Source organism: Xanthomonas sp. NCPPB 1132, assembly GCF_056629235.1.
The window spans coordinates 1612548-1632769 of record NZ_CM152819.1; the positions used below are offsets into that span (position 1 = coordinate 1612548).

A 20222-nucleotide genomic window follows, 5' to 3' on the forward strand; every position below is an offset into this window, starting at 1 on the left:
CAGCTACCGACAGGAGCGCCGCTCTTGACTGCCGATTCCCCATTCCCTGTTCCCGATTCCCGTCTATTCAGTTGGCCGACACGCGTCTACTGGGAAGATACCGACGCCGGTGGCGTGGTCTACCACGCGCGCTACGTGGCCTTCCTGGAGCGGGCGCGCACGGAGTGGTTGCGGGCACTGGGGTATGGTCAGGAGCGTCTGCGCCTGCAACACGATCTGGTGTTCGCGGTGCGCGCGATGCAGCTCGACTTCCTGCGCCCGGCACGCCTGGACGATTCCCTGCAGGTCGGCGTCGCGCTGTCGCACTGCAAGCGCGCCAGCCTGGTGTTCGCGCAGTCGATCCGCCGCGACGACGGGGAGCTGCTGTTGCGCGCGCAGGTGCGGGTGGCGGCGCTCAGCGCCGGCAGCTTCCGCCCGCGCGGCATGGACGACGCGCTGCACGATGCATTGAAAGTTCTTGAAATCACTGAAGCCGAATTACTGAGGAACGACGGATGATCGCATTGCTCCTGGCCCTGCAGGACACGGTGGTGGAGGCGCTGCCGCAGGACGTGACCCAGACCGCCACCCAGGCCGTCGCCAGCACCGCCGCCCACGGCGGCATCAACTACCTGGACCTGATGGTCAAGGCCAGCCTGCCGGTCAAGGTGATCGTGCTGCTGCTGCTGCTCGGCTCGCTGATCAGCTGGGTCATCATCTTCCGCAAGGGCAAGGTGTTCAAGAACGCCAACCGCGAGGCCGACGACTTCGAGAACCGCTTCTGGTCCGGCACCGACCTGAGCAAGCTCTACGCCGGCGCCACCGACCGCAATCGCGTGGTCGGCGGGCTGGAGGCGATCTTCGAGGCCGGGTTCCGCGAATTCACCCGCCTGCGCGACAAGCGCCGGCTCGACGCACGCATCCAGCTGGAAGGCGCGCAGCGGGCGATGCGCGCCACCTACGCGCGCGAGGTCGACCGCCTGGAGCGTAACCTGGAACTGCTCGCCAACATCGGCTCCACCGCGCCCTACGTGGGCCTGGTCGGCACCGTGTTCGGCATCATGGTGACCATGCACGACATGATCAACAGCGGGCAGCAGGCGGGCATCGCCGCGGTCGCGCCGGGCATCTCCGAGGCGCTGTTCGCCACCGCCATCGGCCTGTTCGTGGCGATCCCGGCGGTGTGGGCCTACAACCGCTTCACCACCCGGGTCGAGCGCCTGGCCGTGCGCTTCGAGACCTTCTCCGAAGAGTTCAGCTCCATCCTGCAGCGCCAGGCCAGCGGCGACTGAGCGTCGCCCGCCTGCCCACGACTCCCAGGATTCCCGCATGACTGCCGCCATTTCCCGTCGCAAGCGCCGCAAGCTCAAGTCCGAGATCAACGTCGTGCCGTACATCGACGTGATGCTGGTGCTGCTGATCATCTTCATGGTCACCGCGCCCTTGCTCAGCCTGAGCGTGGACGTGGACCTGCCCGATTCCACCGCGCGCTCGGTGGAGAGCAAGAAGGACCCGGTGATCGTCACCGTCGATGCCGAAGGCCGCTACACCCTGACCCTGCAGGACGGTAAGCCGGAGAAGATCGCCGCGCCGGAACTGAAGGCCAAGATCCAGGCCTTCGTCGGCCAGAACAAGGACGTGCCGGTGTTCGTCGCCGCGCCCGGCAGCTCCAACTATCAACTGGTCATGGACACCATGGTCATGCTGCAGCAGGCCGGCGTGCCCAAGGTCGGCCTGATGAGTCAGCCCGGAAACAATGCACGCTGAAGCCGATTTCCGCCCGCCGCAGCCGCGCGGCGACGACAAGGGCCTGATCCTCGGGGTTGCCCTGGCGTTGCTGGTGCATGTGCTGATCGCGCTGCTGTTCTTCCTGGCCTGGTGGTGGTCGCCGGTACGCCAGGTCGAACCGGCCGCCGGTTCGCCGATGGTCGAGGCCTCGCTGGTGGTCTCGGCCGCCGACGTGCGCTCGGCGCAGAAGGCGGTGAAGGACGCGCCCAAGCCCTTGCCCGAGCCGCTGCCCGAACCGGTCAAGGACGTCGCCGAGGAAGACACGGTGCCGCCGCCGCAGCCGCTGCCCACGCCCAAGCCGCAGCAGGCGCCGACCCCGCAGCAGCAGAAGGCGCAGGACTTCGTCCCGGTGCCCGACAAGGTCGACCAGGACCGCGCCACCCGCACCGCGATCTCCCAGGAAAAGGAGAAGCAGGAGCAGGAGGCCAAGCGCCGCCAGGAACAGATCGACCTGACCGAGCAGAAGCGCCAGCAGGAGGCCGAGCAGAAGCAACGCCTGGCCGCGCAGCAGGAAGAGGAGCGGCAGAAAAAGATCGCCGACATCCGCAAGCAGCGCGAGAAGCTCGAGCGCGAGGCGCAACTGGCCCAGCAGAAGCTGCAGCAGATCGCCGACTTGAACGCGAAGAAGGCATCGGCGGCCGCGGCCACCACGCCGCAGCAGGCGCCGGGCCAGAACGGCACCAATACCGACCTGCAGGCCAAGTACGCCGCGGCGATCCAGCAGGCCGTGCTGAGCCAGTGGGTGCGCCCGGACTCGGTGCCGCTGGGGCAGAAGTGCAAGATCTCGATCACGCAGATTCCCGGTGGTCAGGTCATGCAGGCCAAGGTCAGCCCCGACTGCCCCTACGACGAGGCTGGTCGCCGCTCGATCGAGGCCGCGGTGCTGCGCGCCCAGCCGTTGCCCTACCGCGGCTTCGAGACCGTGTTCGCGCGCAATCTGACCTTCAACTTCACTGCCCAGGACCAATGAGCCCGACGGCCACCGCCGCGTTCGCGCGGCGTCGGCCATCCATCGGACAGGCGATGGGCGATAATGGAGAGCGTCCTGCCATCGGCTTCACATGGCGATGGTTCATGATTGCGAATACGTTCACCCGCGCATTGCTATCTCTTGCGCCTTTCCGATCCTGCTGAGCGACCCATGAAGAAACTGCCGCGCTGGCTTGCCGTTCTCACTGCCCTGTTGCTGCCTCTCGCCGCGTCCGCGCAGGACAAGGGCCTGGAAATCGACATCGTCGGCGGCAATGCCTCGGCGACCCCGATCACCGTCGTGCCGATGCCGTACCAGGGCTCGGCGACCCCGCCGAGCACCGATGTCGCCGCCGTGGTCCGCGCCGACCTGGATCGCTCCGGCCAGTTCCGCAACCTGCCCGAGTCGCAGATCGTCGAGCGGCCGACCCGCGGCAGCGAGGTGCAGTTCGCCACCTGGCGCGCGCTGAAGCAGAGCTACCTGGTCGTCGGTCGGGTGATGGACGCCGGCGAGGGCGCCTACCGCGTCGAGTACGAACTGTTCGACGTGGGCAAGGGCGAGCGCATGCTCGGTCTGGCCATGACCGCCCGCGCCAACGCCATGCGCGATGTCGCCCACCAGATGGCCGATGCCATCTACGAGAAGATCACCGGCGTGCGCGGCGCGTTCTGGACCCGCATCGCCTACGTCACCGCCAGCGGCAAGGGCGGGGCGATGCGCTATGCGCTGATGGTGGCCGACTCCGACGGCTACAACCCGCAGACCATCGTCCGCTCGGCCGAGCCGCTGCTGTCGCCGAACTGGAGCCCGGACGGCAAGAAGCTGGCCTACGTGAGCTTCGAGCGCGGCAACTCGTCGATCTACATCCAGGACATCGCCACCGGCGCGCGCCAGCTGGTCTCCAGCTTCCGCGGCATCAACGGCGCCCCGTCGTTCTCGCCGGACGGCAAGAAGCTGGCACTGGCGCTGTCGCGCAGCGGCAACCCGGAGATCTACGTGATGGACCTGGGCAGCAAGCAGCTGACCCAGCTAACCAACCACTTCGGCATCGACACCGAGCCGACCTGGGCGCCGGACGGCAACAGCATCTACTTCACCTCTGACCGCAGCGGCCGCCCGCAGATCTATCAGGTGCCGGCCACCGGCGGCAGCGCCACCCGCATCACCTTCCAGGGCAACTACAACGCGACCCCGAGCGTGTCCTTCGACGGCAACAAGCTGGTCGTGGCGCAGGGCAGCGGCAACACCTACAAGATCGCGATGATGGACCGCAGCCTGGGTTCGCCGCGCTGGAGCACGCTGTCGACCGGCTCGCTGGACGAGTCGCCGAGCTTTGCCCCCAACGCCAGCATGGTGCTGTATGCCGCGCGTGAAGGCGGCCGTGGCGTGCTGTACGCGGTCTCGGCCGATGCCCGCGTGCGGCAGCGCCTGGTGCTCGCCGATGGCGACGTGCGCGAGCCGTCCTGGTCGCCGTATCGCACCGCACGTTGACATGTAAGTTTGGTGTTAATATTTCGCTGTTGAACCCCTCATCGGCCCAGGAGCCACAAGGTATCCCCATGAACAAGACCACCCGCGTTCTGCTTGTTTCGCTGTTGTCCGTTGCAGCTCTGGCCGGCTGCGCCAAGAAGGTCAAGGAACAGCCCCAGACCGACACCACCGGCACCACCGGTACCACCGCCCCGACCGGCCCGTCGACCTCCGGTCTGTATGGCCCGGGCGACCTGGACACCGATTCCTGCCTGCGTCAGCGCGTGGTCTACTTCGACCTGGACAAGGACACCGTGAAGCCGGAGTTCCAGGCGATCATGGCCTGCCACGCCAAGTACCTGCGTGACCGTCCGTCCTCGCGCATCACCCTGCAGGGCAACACCGACGAGCGCGGTTCGCGCGAGTACAACATGGGCCTGGGCGAGCGTCGTGCCAACGCCGTGTCCTCGGCGCTGCAGGCCAACGGTGGCTCGGCTGCGCAGCTGACCGTGGTCAGCTACGGCGAAGAGCGTCCGGTTTGCACCGAGTCGAACGAGTCCTGCTGGTCGCAGAACCGTCGCGTCGAGATCGTCTACACGGCGCAGTAAGAAAAGATGCGTATCGGTGTCCTTACATCGATGATCGTCGCGGCGGCCCTCGTGGCCGCCGCGCCGGCTCATGCGCAGCGCGCAAGCCTGGCCGACCGCGTTTCCGCGCTCGAGCAGCAGGCCATGAATACCCAAGCCAACACCGACATGCTGAACCAGCTCAACCAGCTGCGGACGCAGATGCAGTCGATGGAGGCCACGATCGAACAACTGCAGCACAGCAACGACCAGCTCAAGCAGCAGATCAAGGACCAGTACCTGGACCTGGATGGCCGCGTGGGCCGGCTCGAGAATGGTGCAGGGGCAGGGGCGACGCCGCCGTTGCCGCCGGCCAATGGCGCCGCACCGGCTGTCCCGCCGGCCGCGCCCGCAGGCAAGCCGTCCGCCGTCGCCGAGCCGCCGCCGTCGGTGCACGGCGACGCCGGCACCCTGGCGGCCGCCGGCGACGAGCGTGCCGCCTACAACGTCGCCTTCGACGCCCTCAAGGCGGGCAAGTACGCCGACTCGGCGAACCTGTTCCAGAACTTCCTGCAGGCCTACCCGAACGGCGTGTATGCGCCGAACGCGCTGTACTGGCTCGGCGAAAGCTACTACGCCACCAAGAACTTCCAGTTGGCCGAGGCCCAGTTCCAGGACCTGATCGGCCGCTACCCGACCCATGACAAGGCGCCCGGTGCGCTGCTCAAGCTCGGCCTGTCCCAGTACGGCGAAGGCCGCGTCCAGGACGCCGAGCAGACCCTGCAACAGGTCGGCGCGAAGTATCCTGGGTCCGATGCCGCGCGGACCGCGCAGGACCGCCTGCAGTCGATCCGTCTCGGCCAGCAGCTGCGCTGAGCCCCTAACGCTGCCGCCGCCGTCGCGGGAGCACTCTTCTCCCGCCATGGCCGCCGTTCCCAGCGATATCGTCCAAAGCCCGCTGCCCCGCCTGAAGCTGACGGAGATCTTCCTGTCGCTGCAGGGCGAGGCCGAGAGCGCCGGCTGGCCGACCGTGTTCGTACGTCTCACCGGCTGCCCGCTGCGCTGTAGCTACTGCGACACCGCCTACGCCTTCCACGGCGGGCAATGGTGGGACATCGACGCGATCCTCGACGAGGTGGCGCGCCACGGCGTGCGCCATGTCTGCGTCACCGGTGGCGAACCGCTGGCGCAGAAACGCTGCCTGCAGCTGCTGCAGCGCCTGTGCGACGCCGGCTACGACGTGTCGCTGGAGACCTCCGGGGCGCTGGACATCGCCGAAGTCGACCCGCGCGTGTCGCGGGTGCTCGACATCAAGACCCCGGCGTCGCAGGAGGCGCACCGCAACCGCTGGGGGAACCTGCCGCTGCTGACCGCGCGCGACCAGATCAAGTTCGTCCTGTGCGGCCGCGCCGACTACGAGTGGGCGCGCAGCGTGGTCGCCGAACACCGGCTGGAGACCCGCTGCACGGTCTGGTTCTCGCCGAGCAAGAGCGAACTGACCGCGCGCGACCTGGCCGACTGGATCGTCGCCGACCGCCTGCCGGTGCGGTTCCAGATGCAGTTGCACAAGCTGTTGTGGAACGACGAGCCTGGCCGATAGCTGCGCGCTGGCGCGCAGCCGGGAATCGGGAATGGGGAAGCGGGAATCGGAAAAGCGCCGCACGGTAGGCGTGGCTCTACCTGATCCGCTTTCGCTTCTCGAAGATCTTCGATCTTCCCGGTTCAGCCTGACTGCTACGCTCTTCCCATTCCCGTTTCCCCATTCCCCACTCCCGGCATCCAGATGAAAAACGCCGTCGTCCTTCTCTCCGGTGGCATGGACTCCGCCGTCGTCGTCGCCATTGCCCGTGCGCAGGGTTTCGCCGTGCATGCCCTGAGCGTCCGCTACGGCCAGCGCCACACCTCCGAACTGGACGCGGCCGCGCGCGTCGCCAGTGCGCTCGGCGCGGTGGCGCACAAGACCGTCAACGTCGATCTGCGCAGCATCGGCGGCTCCGCGCTGACCGACGACATCGAGGTGCCGGATGCCGGCGGCGACGGCATTCCGGTCACCTACGTGCCGGCGCGCAACACCATCATGCTGTCGGTGGCGCTGGGCTGGGCCGAGGTGCTGGGCGCGGCCGACATCTTCTGCGGGGTCAACGCCGTGGACTATTCCGGCTATCCCGATTGCCGCCCCGAGTTCATCGACGCGTTCCAGACCCTGGCCAACCTGGCGACCAAGGCCGGGGTGGAGGGCGCCGGGCTGCGCGTGCACGCGCCGCTGCAGCACATGAGCAAGGCCGACATCGTGCGCGAGGGCGTGCGCCTGGGCGTGGACTTCGGCCTGACCGTGTCTTGCTACCGCGCCGACGACGCCGGCCGCGCCTGCGGCCACTGCGACGCCTGCCGCCTGCGCGCTGCCGGCTTCGCCGACGCGGGCGTCGCCGACCCGACCCGCTACGCCTGATTTCGCGAAACGCCCCGTGCTGGGGTAGACTACGCGCCCCGGTGCAACGCCGGGGTCTTGTTTTGGGCCGTTAGCTCAGTCGGTAGAGCAGAAGACTTTTAATCTTTTGGTCGATGGTTCGAATCCATCACGGCCCACCACGAGTCTCAAAGAGTTAGGCGTCGCCTTTGCTGGTTTTTTCGCCGGCTCCTGAAAGCTCTCCTGAAAACGACGGTAGTTGCTGCATCCATGCTCGGCAGTGCGTGTTCGCAGCATTGCCGCATTGACTTCGTTTTGCAGCCGCCTGTGCCCTCGTCATCCGAATCCACGGTGGCCTCGATGCGTCGTGGCCGTGCGACGCAACGCGATGACCGGCGGCGATGACGCCTTTCTTGGCGGCGCATGGTGAACGCTCTCAGAGGCTGCCGAAGCGGCACGCATGTCCCTTCCCTGCATCTGAACACTCAGTTCAAGCTGCTATCATGAATTTTGTCTACAGGGGACTTGCTATGCGATCGAAGGCTTTTGTTTTCACCGCCGTCCTGGCGCTTTTTTCCGTGTCCGTACACGCCGCCCAATCTGGCCGCTATATGGTCTAGCGCAAACCACTCACGATTGCCAGCATGCCGGACGACGACATGCGCCCAGAGATCGTCGGGACCGTCGTGGACGTCAGCGCCGGAAGCACCACCCTGAGAGGTGGCGCTCATGTCCCAGCGACCGGTGCCAAGGTCGGCGACCTGGCGCGCTTCGTCTGTGCGTCGATCGACTCGGGCAACCCGCCGGTCTCCAGCGACTGCGAACTGGTCAGCTCCCAGGCACCAGACAAGAAGGCGCGCGACTACAACAACTTCTGGGACTGATCCGACGCCGCGGCGCGCGCCAACATCAGCACCTTCCGAGCCCCGGCCACGCGCCGGGGTTTTTGTTGCTCGCTTCATTCGTGTCGCGGGGGACAGCTAAAGCGCACACACCCGCGCCATCTCTGCCGTGTTGAAAGTCTGCGCCCGCTGAGGGGTGATCAGAGTGGACGGTGCTGGCACGTGCTTGGCGTCTCGGATGTCGGCGTCGCTGCATTGGCGCAGTCGTACTGTGTCGGTGTTCAACGCTTCCGAGCGTTCATCCAAGGGGCTGCAGGAGCAACGCGAGGCACAAGCCCAGCATGAACAGTGCGACCGCCGCATCCAGCAGCCGCCACGCGGCGGGCTTGCGGAACACCGGCTGCAGCAACCGCGCGCCGTAGCCCAGGCTGCTGAACCAGGTCGCGCTGGCCAGGCAGGCGCCGAGTGCGAACGCCCAGCGCAGCTGTCCCGGGTAGCGCGTGGAGAGGCTGCCCAGCAGCACCATGGTGTCCAGGTAGACATGCGGATTGAGGAAGGTGAAGGCCAGGCAGGTCAGCAGGACGCGCTGCCAGCGTTGCGAATCGCTGCCCTGCGCCTGCAGGCCGCCAGTGCCGCGCCAGGCGCGTCGTGCCGCCAGCAGGGCGTAAGCGCCAAGGAAGGCCGCGCCGCCGAAACGCAATGCCTGCAGCACGCCGGGCCATGCGTCCACGACGGCACCGATGCCGGAGACGCCGAGGACGATCAGCGCGATATCGCTGGCGGCGCACACGGCCACGACTAGGCCGACATGCCGACGCTGCAGTCCCTGGCGCAGTACGAAGGCGTTCTGTGCGCCGATGGCGACGACCAGGCTGGCGCCGGCGGCGAGGCCGGCCAACAGTGCGTGCAGCAACATGGGGAGTGCCCGGTGGCGTGGGCAAGCATGCTGCATGTGCCAGCAGGATTAGCCAAACTCATTTTTCTGTAGGCTGTGAAGCGTTCCTAATCTGCCTTGCTGCCATGGATCTGCTTCATCCCCAACTGTCCGCCTTCGCCGCCGTGCTGGAAGAAGGCAGCTTCGAGGCCGCCGCGCGCCGCCTGGCGTTGACGCCGTCGGCGGTCTCGCAGCGGATCAAGGCGTTGGAAGACCGGCTCGGCCAGGTGCTGATCGTGCGCCAGGCTCCCTGCCGGCCGACGCCTGCCGGCGAGCGCCTGCTGCGCAGTGTGCGGCCGATGCAGGTGCTGGAGGCTGAGGCGGTGGCCGATCTGCTGCCGGCGCCTGCCAGCAGCGCAGCGGCCCGCAGCATCGCCATCGCCGTCAACGACGATTCGCTGCAGACCTGGTTCCTGGACGCGCTGGCGGCCCTGCACGATGCGCACGGGTTCCTGTTCGACATCCACGTGGACGACCAGGACCACACGCTGGAGCTGCTGCGCAGTGGCGCGGTGCTCGGCGCCGTCACTTCCGTCGGCAAGGCCTTGCAGGGCTGCAATGTGCTGGCGCTGGGGGCGATGCGCTACCGCGCGATCGCCTCGCCGGTCTTTTTCGACCGCTACTTCGCCGATGGCCTGGATGCGGCAGCGCTGGCCCGCGCCCCGATGATCGTCTACAACCGCAAGGACGCGCTGCAGGCACGCTTCGTGCGTCGCATCACCCGTGCGCGGTTGCACCCGCCGATCCACTACCTGCCGACCTCCATCGGCTTCGTCGAGGCCGCCGCGCGCGGCCTGGGCTGGTGTCTGGCGCCGGAGCAGATGCTGGTGGCCGCGCTGCGGCAGCGACAGATCGTCGTCGTCGATCCGCAGCGCTGGCTCGACGTGCCGTTGTACTGGCAGCACGTGGCGGTGCGTTCCAGCACCCTGCAGCACATCGGTCGGGCGTTGCGTAACGCGGCGGGGCAGATGCATGCGCCATCAGCGCCTGCCTGAGTGGCCTCGCGGTGGTCGCCTGCTCCGGCGTCGAACATCGCCCAGACAGCGTTGCTTGCGGTGGCCTCAAGCATCGATATCGCGCGTTGCGCTGGATCCGACGGGCCATGCCGGGGATGGCGCCGCTCGCATGCAGTTCCGTGCAAAGGCGTGGTGCCTGCGGTGACCAAGGACGGCGTCGGCAGGCCGCACCAGGCGCCGCGTCGGTGCTTTGGAGATGCAGATGGACGATCGGCGGGACGCAGGGAGTGGCGCAGGACAGCGTCAGGTGCGTGCCGTACTGAAGATCCGGGCCAGACTTTCGCTGAGGATCAACTGCAGGTGCATGCGGTTGAGCTCTACGCCCGTGGTCATCATCATGTGCAGGCCGCCGCACATCGCGGCGACCGCATAGACGCGGGCCTGGAACTCCGCCTCGCCGCCGCTCCAGCCGTGGTCGCGCAGCATGCGTCGCAGCAGGTCGCCCAGGTTCTGCACCAGGGAGACGTTGAGCCGGCGCGCGTACTGCGCCAGTTCCGGATCGCGCGCGGCGGCCAGATCCATCTCCAGGTCCAGGCGTCGCCGGCGCTGGTTGGCATCGGCCACCAGCCATTCTTCTAGCGCACCGGCGATGAAGGCGGTGGCGTCCTGGTGCGGTGGCGGTTGCAGCAGCCACATCGTGCGGATCGCGCGCTCGTAGTCGCGTTCCATCAGTGCCTGGACCAGGCCGCGCTTATCGTCGAACTGCCGGCGCACCGCGCTGCAGGAGACGTCGGCGGTCCCGGCGATCAGTTCGAAGGTGGTGGCGCCGAGGCCGTTTTCGACGATGCAGCGCTCGGCCGCATCGAGGACGTCATCGTGCAGGCGCTGCTCGCGTTCGCGGGCGCTGTGCAGCCGGACTACGTTGGACATGGCGTGGGCTCGGGGGGAAGCGGTGCCACATGGAGGGAATATCGCCTGGCGCCTGTCCGCGGCGCGCACGCTTTAGTGCGTGCCGCCGCCGCATGTGCAGATGCCGGTGCAGCGCGATTGTAGACGCGATGCGTTGCTGCGGCGCGTGCGGCGGCACGTTGGTCGATCCCGTCGCCACGCGCGTGACGGCCGCCACTCTTGGATGGGGGCATTGGTGCACGCTTCGTGCTCGCAATGCGCACTGCATGATTGGGGACGTGTAGAGGAGCGCGAGCTGGCCCTGGCGGTTTCAGGGGTGCTGACTCGACATGAAGCACCGCGGGGCGACGCGACTCGGGACGTGCTGCCGGGAGTTCCAGGCCGCGTGCGTACCCGGCCGGGAGAGCCGCGGGCGCTGGCAATCACGTCGGGAAGTGCGCGGTAGGAGCGGCTTCAGCCGCGATGAGGCGTTACCGGGAAAGCCTGTCGCGGCTGAAGCCGCTCCTTGTATCTGGACATATCGCCCCTAAACAGGCGTCATGTCTTCCGACTGATCATCGGAGGAGGTGTGGGAGGTCCAGTCGCTCCTAAAGCTTCGAGCTTGCATCGTAGATCGGCTCCGCCCTCCACATGCTGGCCCTTGTGTGTCCGAACGGTATCCAGAGTCCGCCCCCGGGCGTGAACTCGCATCGACAAGGCAGGACCGGGCCCAGCGCCGATCATGACCCTGACACGATGGAGGAATCGCGTATGTCTCCCGTCATCGGCATCGACGTCGCCAAACGCAGTTTCGATGTGGCCATCGATCTGACCAATGGCAAGCACCGTACCAAGGCCAAGTTGTCCAACGATGCCAAGGGCTTCCAGGCCCTGCAGGCATGGCTGCAGACGCATGCGCAGCCCGATAGCTGGATCGCCATGGAGGCCACCGGCACCTACCACCAGGCGCTGGCCGAGTTCCTCCACGCACAAGGCTATCGGGTGTGCGTGCTCAATCCGGCGCAGACGGCCGCGTACGCACGCAGCCAACTCAGCCGGGTCAAGACCGATCGCAGCGATGCCAAGCTGATCGCCAGTTATGCCCTGCGTCATCGCGAGCAGTTGCGCCGTTGGTCCCCTGATCCGCCGGCGCTCAAGCAACTCAAAGCGCTGGTGCGCCGGCGCCAGGACCTGCAACAGATGCTGCAGATGGAGCGCAACCGGCTGGAGGTCGCTCCGGCCCAGGTGAAGGACTCGATCCAGGTCCATCTGGCCGATCTGCAACACCACATCGCCCAGATCGAGCAGGCCATCGATGACCATATCGACCAGGATCCGACCTTGCGTGGGCAGCGCGAGCTGCTGGTGAGCATCCAGGGCATTGCCGACACCAGCGCGGCCTTGATGCTGGCCGAGCTTGGCGATGTGAGGCGCTTCGCCAATGCCTCGGCGGTGACCGCCTTCGCGGGCCTGAATCCGTGCCTACAGGAGTCAGGCGAGCGCAAAGGCCACGTCTGCATCTCGCGCACCGGCTCGCCCCGCCTGCGCGCGGGCCTGTTCATGCCGGCCCTGGTGGCCATGACCCACAACCCGATCATCCGGACGCTGAAACAGCGGCTGAGCGAACGCGGCAAAGCCGGCAAGCAGATCGTGTGCGCTGCCATGCGCAAGCTGCTGCACCTGGCCTACGGGGTTCTCAAATCGGGCACGGCGTTCGATCCGAAAAGGGGCCTTGCCTGCTAGGGGGTAAGACGGTATCTACGAGGTTACGTGCATCGGTTCGACCGTGGCGGGCGTGGCTTGTTGGCGCTGCCCTCGCGTCGCCGCGCTTACCAGCCGAACGGCGGCGGGCCGTACGCGCCAGGATAGTAGCCGCGACCGAATGCCGGGCCATCGCCGCGGCCGACGCTGATGCTGATGCCCATCTGCCGCGGCTTGCCGTCGTCGGTGTAGGAGGTCTTGCACATGTTCAGATTGGCGGCCTGGTAGTTGCTGTTGCCGCCATGCGTGGAATAGCCGATGCCGGTGGCGACGCTGCCGTGCACGTCGCCGTTGCAGCGGTCGGCCTGTGCCTGCAGGGCCTCGGCGCGCGCCTGAGCGGCGGCGGCCTTTTGCGCCGAGGCGGAGGTGCCGCTGGTGTCGCCGTAGTAGGTGCCCGGCGGATCGGCCTTGGTGCCGGGATCGGCATAGGTGATCGGCTGCTGGGGCACACTCAGGTCGAGCTTGCGCTTGGCGGCCTCGCTGTCGCTGGTGGCATCGGCAGTCTGGGCCAGGGCGGGGCCGGCGAGCAGGGTGCAGACGAGAAAAAGGAGGCTGCGGTTCATCGGGCATCCGCCAGGAGAGAGAGGGCCGGGCGGGGTCGGTGAAACTCCCCGCCATGACGCTGACGCTATCAATACCACGTTGAACCCGGCCTGTCGGCACCGGGAAATTTTCTTGCCGGCGCCGGCCATCTTTCGCGATGCGCCGGCAAGCGGCGCCTCGCACCTGGCGCCGCTAGCCTTGCTGCAGGACGATATCGATCAGTTGCTGGCCGTAGCGGGCCAGCTTGCTGCCGCCGATCCCGCCGACCCGCGCCAGTTCGTCCAGACTGGTCGGGCGCTGCTCGGCGATGTTGCGCAAGGTGCTGTCGTGGAAGATCACGAAGGCCGGCACGTTCTGTTCCTTGGCCAGGCCGGCGCGCAGGTCGCGCAGCGCATTGAACAGCGGCAGGTCCTGCGCCTGCACCGGCACGCCGGTGCGCGGGCTGCCGCTGCGGTCGCCGCGTTCGCGGCCGCGGCTGGGCAGTTCGCGGCGCATCATGATCTTGCGTTCGCCCTTGAGCACCTGGCGGCTGGCGTCGGTGAGGCGCAGGCCGCCGTAGGCGTCGCTGTCCACTTCCAGCAGGCCGGTGGCGACCAGTTGCCGGAACACGCCGCGCCAGGCGCGCGCGTCCAGGTCCTTGCCGATGCCGTAGGTGCTGAGCTGGTCGTGGCCGAACTGCTTGATCTTTTCGCCCTCGTTGCCGCGCAGGATGTCGATCAGGTGGCCGACGCCGAAGCGCTGGCCGCTGCGGTACACGCAGCTCAGCGCTTTCTGCACCGCCACCGTGGCGTCCCAGGCGTCGGCCGGCTGCAGGCAGTTGTCGCAGTTGCCGCAGGGCTGCGGGTAGGTCTCGCCGAAGCCGGCCAGCAGCACCTGGCGCCGGCACTGCATCGATTCGCAGTAGCCCAGCAACTGGTCGAGCTTGCGCCGTTCCACGCGCTTGCGTTCTTCGCCGGCCTCGCCCTGTTCGATCATCTGCTTGAGCAGCACCACGTCGCCCAGGCCGTAGCACAGCCAGGCCTCGGCGGCCTCGCCGTCGCGGCCGGCGCGGCCGGTCTCCTGGTAGTAGCCCTCCAGCGACTTGGGCAGGTCGGTGTGGGCGACGAAGCGCACGTCGGGCTTGTCGATGCCCATGCCGAAGGCGATAGTGGCGCACATCACGATGCCGTCCTCGCGCAGGAAGCGGCGCTGGTTGTCGGCGCGCACCTCGGCCGGCAGGCCGGCGTGGTAGGGCAGGGCGTTAAGACCCTCGCGGACCAGGAAGTCGGCGGTTTCCTCGACCTTGCGCCGCGACATGCAGTAGACGATGCCGGCGCTGCCGCGGTGCGCGCGCAGGAAGTCCAGCAGCTGGCGCCGCGCATTGTCCTTCTGCACCACGGTGTAGCGGATGTTGGGGCGGTCGAAGGAACTGACGAAATGGCGGGCCTGCGCCAGGTCCAGGCGCTCGGCGATCTCGCGCTGGGTCGGCGGGTCGGCGGTGGCGGTGAGGGCGATGCGCGGCGTCTGCGGCCAGCGCTCGTGCAGCACGGTGAGCTGGCGGTATTCGGGGCGGAAGTCGTGGCCCCACTGCGACACGCAGTGCGCCTCGTCGATGGCGAACAGGGCGATGCGGCTGCGCTCGATCAGCGACAGGAAGCGCGGGGTCAGCAGCCGTTCGGGAGCGACGTACAGCAGATCCAGTTCGCCGGCCAGCAGAGCGCGCTCGACCCGCTGCGCGGTCTCGCCGTCCAGAGTGGAGTTGAGGTATTCGGCGCGCACGCCGAGCTGGCGCAGCGCCTCGACCTGGTCCTGCATCAGCGCGATCAGCGGCGAGATGACGATGCCGGTGCCGTCGCGCAGCAGCGAGGGGATCTGGTAGCACAGCGACTTGCCGCCGCCGGTGGGCATCAGCACCAGCGCGTCGTGGCCGGCGGCGACGTGTTCGACGATGTCCTGCTGCAGACCGCGGAACTGGTCGTAGCCGAAGACGCGGCTGAGCAAGGCGTGGGCGGGGGAAGACATCTGTGTAGGATACCGCGCCGCGCAAGGGCGGTTGCCTTCCTGGTCTGCGCAAGCGCGTGTCAGGCGAACGCGCGCTGGTCTGTAGGTGGCGACTGCCTTGCGGTCGCGGCAGACGAAGCCTGCCGGGGCCGAGATCGAAAGGCGTCGGGACCGAAGTCCCTCCCACAGTGCACCCAGCCAACGTCTCGCTCCGCGCGGCGGGGCGCGCGGGCGGCTGGCCCTGCCTGCCGGGCAGGCAGGGCGGCAGCGCTTACTGCAGCAGCGAGCGCAGCATCCAGGCGTATTTCTCGTGGGTCTGCAGGCGCTGGGTCAGCAGGTCCACCGACGGGTCGTCGCCGGCGTCGTCGGCGGTCTTGAGCACCTTGCGCGCGGTGCGGCACACCGCTTCGTTGCCGACCACCAGCTGGCGCACCATCTCGCGCCAGTCGGCGCTGTCGCCGAGGCCTTCCTCTTCCGGGATCGAGGTCAGCGCGGCGTATTCCTTGTACGAACCGGGGGCGTTGAAGCCCAGGGCGCGGATGCGCTCGGCGACGTCGTCCAGCGCCGCCCACTGCTCGGTGTACTGGGTCTCGAACATCAGGTGCAGCGAGTTGAACATCGACCCGGTCACGTTCCAGTGGAAGTTGTGGGTCTTCAGGTACAGGGTGAAGGCGTCGGCCATGTAGTGCGACAGGCCGTCGGCGATCTTCTTGCGATCGCCGCCACCGATCCCGATATCGATGTTGGGCGCGGACGGCGCCAGGCCGGCCAGCGGCTGGCCGGCGACGGCCTTGCTGGCGGCGTTCTTGGTCTTGCCTGGGGTCTTGTTCTTGGCCATGGGAATTCCTCTTTGGGGGTTACAGACGAGATGGCGTCACAATAGACAGACTAAAGCATGTGCTGTGATTCAACGTTCAATGGCATCCGATTGATGAACGCTATCGAAAAACCTACCGTGCCGGCACGCCTGCGCGAACGCCGCGCCGCGATCGACGGCGCGCTGACCCGCGACCGTGGCCGCCTGCTGGGCCTATGGTCGCGCTGGCAGGCCGCGCCCGGCAATGCCGCGCTGGAGACGGCGTTCGAGCACGCGCTGCAGGCGTCGCAGGCGCGTTGCGCCGCGCGCGCGGCGCAGCAGCCGGCGATCACGTTGGATCCGCAACTGCCGATCGCGCGCGAGGCCGAGCGCATCGTCGCGCTGATCCGCGAGCACCAGGTGGTGGTGATCGCCGGCGAGACCGGCTCGGGCAAGACCACGCAGTTGCCCAAGCTGTGCCTGGCCGCCGGACGCGGCGCCGCCGGCATGATCGGCTGCACCCAGCCGCGGCGCATCGCCGCGCGCGCGGTGGCCAGCCGCGTGGCCGAGGAGCTGCGCACGCCGGTGGGCGAGACCGTGGGCTTCCAGGTGCGCTTCAACGACCGCGTCGGCGAGCAGACCCGCATCAAGTTCATGACCGACGGCATCCTGCTGGCCGAGATCGCCAGCGACCGCTGGCTGTCCAGTTACGACACGATCATCGTCGACGAGGCGCACGAGCGCAGCCTCAACATCGATTTCCTGCTCGGCTACCTGAAGCAACTGCTGCGCAAGCGCCCGGACCTGAAGGTCATCGTGACCTCGGCAACGATCGACACCGCGCGCTTCGCCGCGCATTTCGACGATGCGCCGGTGATCAGCGTGGAAGGCCGCACCTATCCGGTGGAGGTGCGCTACAGGCCGCTGGAGGAGGCGGGCGGCGAGGAGGCCGACGCCGACAGTGGCGACAACGCCGGCGACCGCACGGTCAACCAGGCGATCGTGGCGGCGATCGACGAAATCACCCGGCTGGATCCGCGCGGCGACGTGCTGGTGTTCCTGCCCGGCGAACGCGAGATCCGCGATGCGCACCATGCGCTGGAACGGCGCAAGTACCGCGAGACCGAGGTGCTGCCGCTGTACGCGCGGCTCTCCAACGCCGATCAGGACCGGGTGTTCAATCCGGGCCCACGGCGGCGGCTGGTGCTGGCCACCAACGTCGCCGAAACCTCGCTGACGGTGCCGCGGATCCGCTACGTGGTCGATCCCGGCTATGCGCGGGTCAAGCGCTACAGCCCGCGGCAGAAGCTCGACCGCCTGCACATCGAGCCGATCTCGCAGGCCAGCGCCAACCAGCGCAAGGGTCGCTGCGGCCGCATCGCTGAGGGCATCTGCTACCGGCTGTACGCCGAGGCCGATTTCCAGGCGCGGCCGGAGTTCACCGACCCGGAGATCCGCCGCTCCAGCCTGGCCGGGGTGATCCTGCGCATGCTGCAGCTGGGGCTGGGAAGGATCGAGGATTTCCCGTTCCTGGAGCCGCCGGACGAGCGTGCGGTGGCCGACGGCTGGCAGCAACTGGTGGAGCTGGGCGCGGTCGGCGAGCCGGACCGCCATGGCCTGCGCAAGCTCACCGAGATCGGCCGCAAGATGGCGCGGCTGCCGGTGGACGTGAAGCTGGCGCGCATGCTGGTGGCGGCGCAGCAGCACGGCTGCCTGCGGCCGATGCTGGTGATCGCCGCGTTCCTGGGCATCCAGGACCCGCGCGAGCGCCCGCCGGAGGCGCGCGAAGCCGCCGACAACGCGCATGCCAAGTTCGCCGATACGCGCTCGGAATTCGTCGGCATCCTGCGCCTGTGGGACGGTTACCGTCAGGCGCACGAGGACCTGACCCAGTCCAAGCTGCGCGACTGGTGCGGACGGCATTTCCTCGGCTTCCTGCGCATGCGTGAGTGGCGCGAACTGCACCGCCAACTGCATCTGCTGTGCGCGGAGCTGGGCTGGATCGAGGAGCCGGCGGAAGCCTCCCTGCGGCCCCTGCTGGCCGGCGCTTCCGCGCCCGCGCCGGCGCGCGATGCCGAGACCGCGGCGCGTGCGACCCGTGGACAATTGCACCGCGCCGCGCGCCTGGCTCGCGAAGGTCGCGGCACGCCGGCCGCGCCCGCACCGGCGGCGCCGACCCCGCCGCCGGCGCAACCCGATGCAGGCGAGGCGCCGCGCGCCAGCGAACGCGAGCGTGCCGCCGCCTACCAGGCGCTGCACCGCGCCTTGCTGGCCGGGCTGCCGACCCAGGTCGGCCACCGCACCGAGAAGGGCGATTTCCTGGCGCCGCGGCAGCGTCGCTTCCTGCTGTTCCCCGGTTCGGCGCTTGCCCGCAAGCCGCCGCCGTGGGTGCTGCCGGCGACGCTGCTGGACACGCAGAAGGTGTGGGGCCTGACCAACGCCGCGATCGAACCGGATTGGGTGATCGCCGAGCTGCCGCACCTGCTGGCGCGCAAGCATTTCGATCCGCACTGGTCGCGCGCGCAGGGGCAGGTGCTGGCCTCCGAGCAGATCAGCCTGTTCGGGCTGGTGCTGGCGCCGAAGAAGCCGGTGCACTACGGCCGCATCGATCCGCCCGGTGCGCACGAGTTGTTCGTGCGCCAGGGCCTGGTGCCGGGCGAGATCAACACCCGCGCCAGCTTCGTGGCCGACAACCAGAAGGTGCTGGCGCAGGCGCACGAGGAAGAGGCCAAGCTGCGCCGCGCCGGCATCGTCGCCGACGAGGACTGGCAGGCGCGCTGGTATCTGGACCGGATTCCCGGCGAGATCCATTCCGCCTCCGGTCTGGACGCTTGGTGGAAGGCGCTGGCGCCGGAGCAGCGGCGCGCGCTGCACTGGTCGCTGGCCGATCTGCTGCCGGGCGAGGGCAGCGCGGCCGAACGCTATCCCACGTACTTCCCGCTGGGCGATGCGCGGCTGCCGCTGTATTACCGTTTCGAACCGGGCGCGGCCGACGACGGCGTGACCCTGGAAGTGCCGGTGCACCTGCTCAACGCGCTGGATCCGGCGCGGCTGTCGTGGCTGGCGCCGGGCTTCGTCGCCGACAAGGCGGCGGCGCTGATCCGCAGCCTGCCCAAGGCGCTGCGCCGCAACTACGTGCCGGCGCCGGACTTCGCCCGCGCGTTCTACGAGGCGTTCCCGCAGCCCAGCGCCGACGACCTGCGCGGCGAGCTGGCGCGCTTCCTGCAGCGCGCCACCGGTGCGCCGCTGAGTGCCCTGGAGTTCGACGAGGGCACGCTGGAGCCGCATCTGCGCATGAACCTGCGCCTGCGCGACGAGGCCGGTAAGGTGCTGGCCGAGTCGCGCGACCTGGACGCGCTGCGCGCGCGCTTCGGCGAGCGGGCCGGGCAGGCCTTCGCCGCGCGCGCTGGCCGCGCCATGGCCGCGACCGGGCTGCGCGAGTTCCCGGCCACGCCGATTCCGCTGCAGGTGCCGGGCGAAGCCGGCGTGCCGGCGTATCCGGCGCTGGTGGACGAGGGCGACAGCGCCGCGCTGCGCATCTTCGCCGACCGCGCGCAGGCCGAGGCCGCGCATCCGCGTGGCGTGCGCCGGTTGCTGGAGATCGCCCTGGCCGACAAGGTCAAGCAGGCACGCAAGCAGTTGCCGGTGTCGCCCAAGACCGGCCTGCTGTACGCGGCGATCGAATCGCAGGAACGCCTGCGCGGCGACCTGGTGGAAACGGCGTTGAACGTGCTGCTGGAGCAGGGGCTGGAGGCGATCCGCGATGCGGACAGTTTCGCCCAGCGTCGCGATGCCGCCGCCAAGCAGCTGTTCGGCGAGGCCATGGAGCGGCTGAAGCTGGCCGAGGCGATCATGGGTGCGGCGGCGGAGCTGAAGCCGCAACTGGAATCGCCGCTGATGGGTTGGGCCAGCGGCAACCTCGACGACCTGCGCGCGCAACTGGCGGCCTTGCTGCATCCGGGCTTCCTGCGCGAAACCCCGGCCACGGCCCTGGCGCAGTTCCCGCGCTATCTGCGCGCGATGATCCTGCGCGCCGAGCGCGCCAAGCGCGATCCGGCCCGCGACCAGGCGCGGATGCTGGAGCTGAAGCCGTTCGTCGACGCACTGGCCGACGCGGCCGCGGCCGGACGCGGCGACACGCCGGAATGGCAGGCGCTTCGCTGGGATCTGGAAGAACTGCGCGTGTCGCTGTTTGCTCAGGAATTGGGTGCCCGTGCCGGCATTTCGGCCAAGAAGCTGGCGCAGCGGGTGGCTTTGCTGCGGTGATTGGGGATTGGGGATTGGGGATTGGTGGCGGGATTCCCGTGCGTTTCCTGCTGCCCGTGGCCGAGGTGTTCGCGTT

The 20222-nt window shown here is 68.4% G+C and carries 18 protein-coding genes and 1 tRNA gene; 14 read left to right on the forward strand and 5 right to left on the reverse strand.

The window, feature by feature from the left end:
- Positions 1-24: 24 nt before the first annotated feature.
- From ybgC to AC1G9L_RS06910, 11 genes are all read left to right on the forward strand, one after another.
- Positions 25-498, forward strand: a complete 474-nt coding sequence (gene ybgC / locus AC1G9L_RS06860) for a tol-pal system-associated acyl-CoA thioesterase (RefSeq protein ID WP_209029588.1) — start codon at positions 25-27, stop codon at positions 496-498.
- Positions 495-1271, forward strand: a complete 777-nt coding sequence (tolQ, locus tag AC1G9L_RS06865; RefSeq protein ID WP_010344313.1) for a protein TolQ — start codon at positions 495-497, stop codon at positions 1269-1271. The genes ybgC and tolQ overlap by 4 nt, the downstream gene beginning before the upstream one ends.
- A gap of 37 nt (positions 1272-1308) precedes the next feature.
- Positions 1309-1746: a protein TolR gene (tolR, locus tag AC1G9L_RS06870; RefSeq protein WP_010344312.1), complete on the forward strand. Its 438-nt coding sequence runs from the start codon at positions 1309-1311 to the stop codon at positions 1744-1746.
- Positions 1736-2737: a cell envelope integrity protein TolA gene (tolA, locus tag AC1G9L_RS06875; RefSeq protein WP_019800775.1), complete on the forward strand. Its 1002-nt coding sequence runs from the start codon at positions 1736-1738 to the stop codon at positions 2735-2737. The genes tolR and tolA overlap by 11 nt, the downstream gene beginning before the upstream one ends.
- 171 nt (positions 2738-2908) lie before the next feature.
- Positions 2909-4228, forward strand: a complete 1320-nt coding sequence (gene tolB / locus AC1G9L_RS06880) for a Tol-Pal system beta propeller repeat protein TolB (protein WP_010344310.1) — start codon at positions 2909-2911, stop codon at positions 4226-4228.
- Positions 4229-4296: 68 nt separating this feature from the next.
- Positions 4297-4815, forward strand: coding sequence for a peptidoglycan-associated lipoprotein Pal (pal, locus tag AC1G9L_RS06885; protein WP_010344309.1), 519 nt, complete (start codon positions 4297-4299; stop codon positions 4813-4815).
- Positions 4816-4821: 6 nt separating this feature from the next.
- Positions 4822-5649, forward strand: coding sequence for a tol-pal system protein YbgF (ybgF, locus tag AC1G9L_RS06890; protein ID WP_481070556.1), 828 nt, complete (start codon positions 4822-4824; stop codon positions 5647-5649).
- A gap of 46 nt (positions 5650-5695) precedes the next feature.
- Positions 5696-6373 (forward strand): 7-carboxy-7-deazaguanine synthase QueE, encoded by a 678-nt coding sequence (gene queE / locus AC1G9L_RS06895; RefSeq protein ID WP_019801898.1) that lies wholly within the window; start codon positions 5696-5698, stop codon positions 6371-6373.
- Positions 6374-6556: 183 nt separating this feature from the next.
- On the forward strand, positions 6557-7222 hold the full coding sequence (gene queC, locus AC1G9L_RS06900; protein WP_026143259.1) for a 7-cyano-7-deazaguanine synthase QueC: 666 nt from the start codon (positions 6557-6559) through the stop codon (positions 7220-7222).
- Positions 7223-7286: 64 nt separating this feature from the next.
- Positions 7287-7362, forward strand: a tRNA-Lys gene (locus tag AC1G9L_RS06905).
- Between the two features lie 462 nt (positions 7363-7824).
- Positions 7825-8064, forward strand: coding sequence for a hypothetical protein (locus AC1G9L_RS06910; protein ID WP_019800526.1), 240 nt, complete (start codon positions 7825-7827; stop codon positions 8062-8064).
- A gap of 256 nt (positions 8065-8320) precedes the next feature.
- On the opposite strand, the gene AC1G9L_RS06915 is transcribed toward AC1G9L_RS06910, so the two are convergent.
- Positions 8321-8938 carry a LysE family transporter gene (locus AC1G9L_RS06915; protein WP_019800527.1) on the reverse strand — a complete coding sequence of 206 codons (618 nt, stop codon included), beginning with the start codon at positions 8936-8938 and terminating at the stop codon, positions 8321-8323.
- A 104-nt stretch (positions 8939-9042) separates the two neighbouring features.
- Between AC1G9L_RS06915 and AC1G9L_RS06920 the strand changes: the two genes are divergently transcribed.
- A complete protein-coding gene (locus tag AC1G9L_RS06920; RefSeq protein WP_019800528.1) occupies positions 9043-9951 on the forward strand; it encodes an ArgP/LysG family DNA-binding transcriptional regulator in 909 nt (302 codons plus the stop codon).
- A gap of 264 nt (positions 9952-10215) precedes the next feature.
- Here the strand turns inward: AC1G9L_RS06920 and AC1G9L_RS06925 are convergent, their stop codons facing one another.
- Positions 10216-10842: a TetR family transcriptional regulator gene (locus AC1G9L_RS06925; protein WP_019800529.1), complete on the reverse strand. Its 627-nt coding sequence runs from the start codon at positions 10840-10842 to the stop codon at positions 10216-10218.
- Between the two features lie 729 nt (positions 10843-11571).
- On the opposite strand from AC1G9L_RS06925, the gene AC1G9L_RS06930 reads away from it, so the two are divergent.
- Entirely contained in the window at positions 11572-12543 is a 972-nt protein-coding gene (locus AC1G9L_RS06930) for an IS110 family RNA-guided transposase (protein ID WP_481069694.1), read from the forward strand.
- Positions 12544-12629: 86 nt separating this feature from the next.
- Here AC1G9L_RS06930 and AC1G9L_RS06935 read toward each other — a convergent pair whose 3' ends face one another.
- The 3 genes from AC1G9L_RS06935 to AC1G9L_RS06945 all read right to left on the reverse strand — a co-directional run bounded on the left by AC1G9L_RS06935 (position 12630) and on the right by AC1G9L_RS06945 (position 15922).
- Positions 12630-13124 carry a hypothetical protein gene (locus AC1G9L_RS06935; RefSeq protein WP_019799904.1) on the reverse strand — a complete coding sequence of 165 codons (495 nt, stop codon included), beginning with the start codon at positions 13122-13124 and terminating at the stop codon, positions 12630-12632.
- Positions 13125-13296: 172 nt separating this feature from the next.
- Positions 13297-15105, reverse strand: a complete 1809-nt coding sequence (gene recQ / locus AC1G9L_RS06940; protein ID WP_481070557.1) for a DNA helicase RecQ — start codon at positions 15103-15105, stop codon at positions 13297-13299.
- 250 nt (positions 15106-15355) lie between these two features.
- A complete protein-coding gene (locus AC1G9L_RS06945; RefSeq protein WP_019799906.1) occupies positions 15356-15922 on the reverse strand; it encodes a Dps family protein in 567 nt (188 codons plus the stop codon).
- Positions 15923-16015: 93 nt separating this feature from the next.
- Here AC1G9L_RS06945 and hrpA point away from each other — a divergent pair, with 93 nt between their 5' ends.
- Positions 16016-20146, forward strand: a complete 4131-nt coding sequence (gene hrpA / locus AC1G9L_RS06950; protein ID WP_481070558.1) for an ATP-dependent RNA helicase HrpA — start codon at positions 16016-16018, stop codon at positions 20144-20146.
- The last annotated feature ends 76 nt before the right edge of the window (positions 20147-20222 follow it).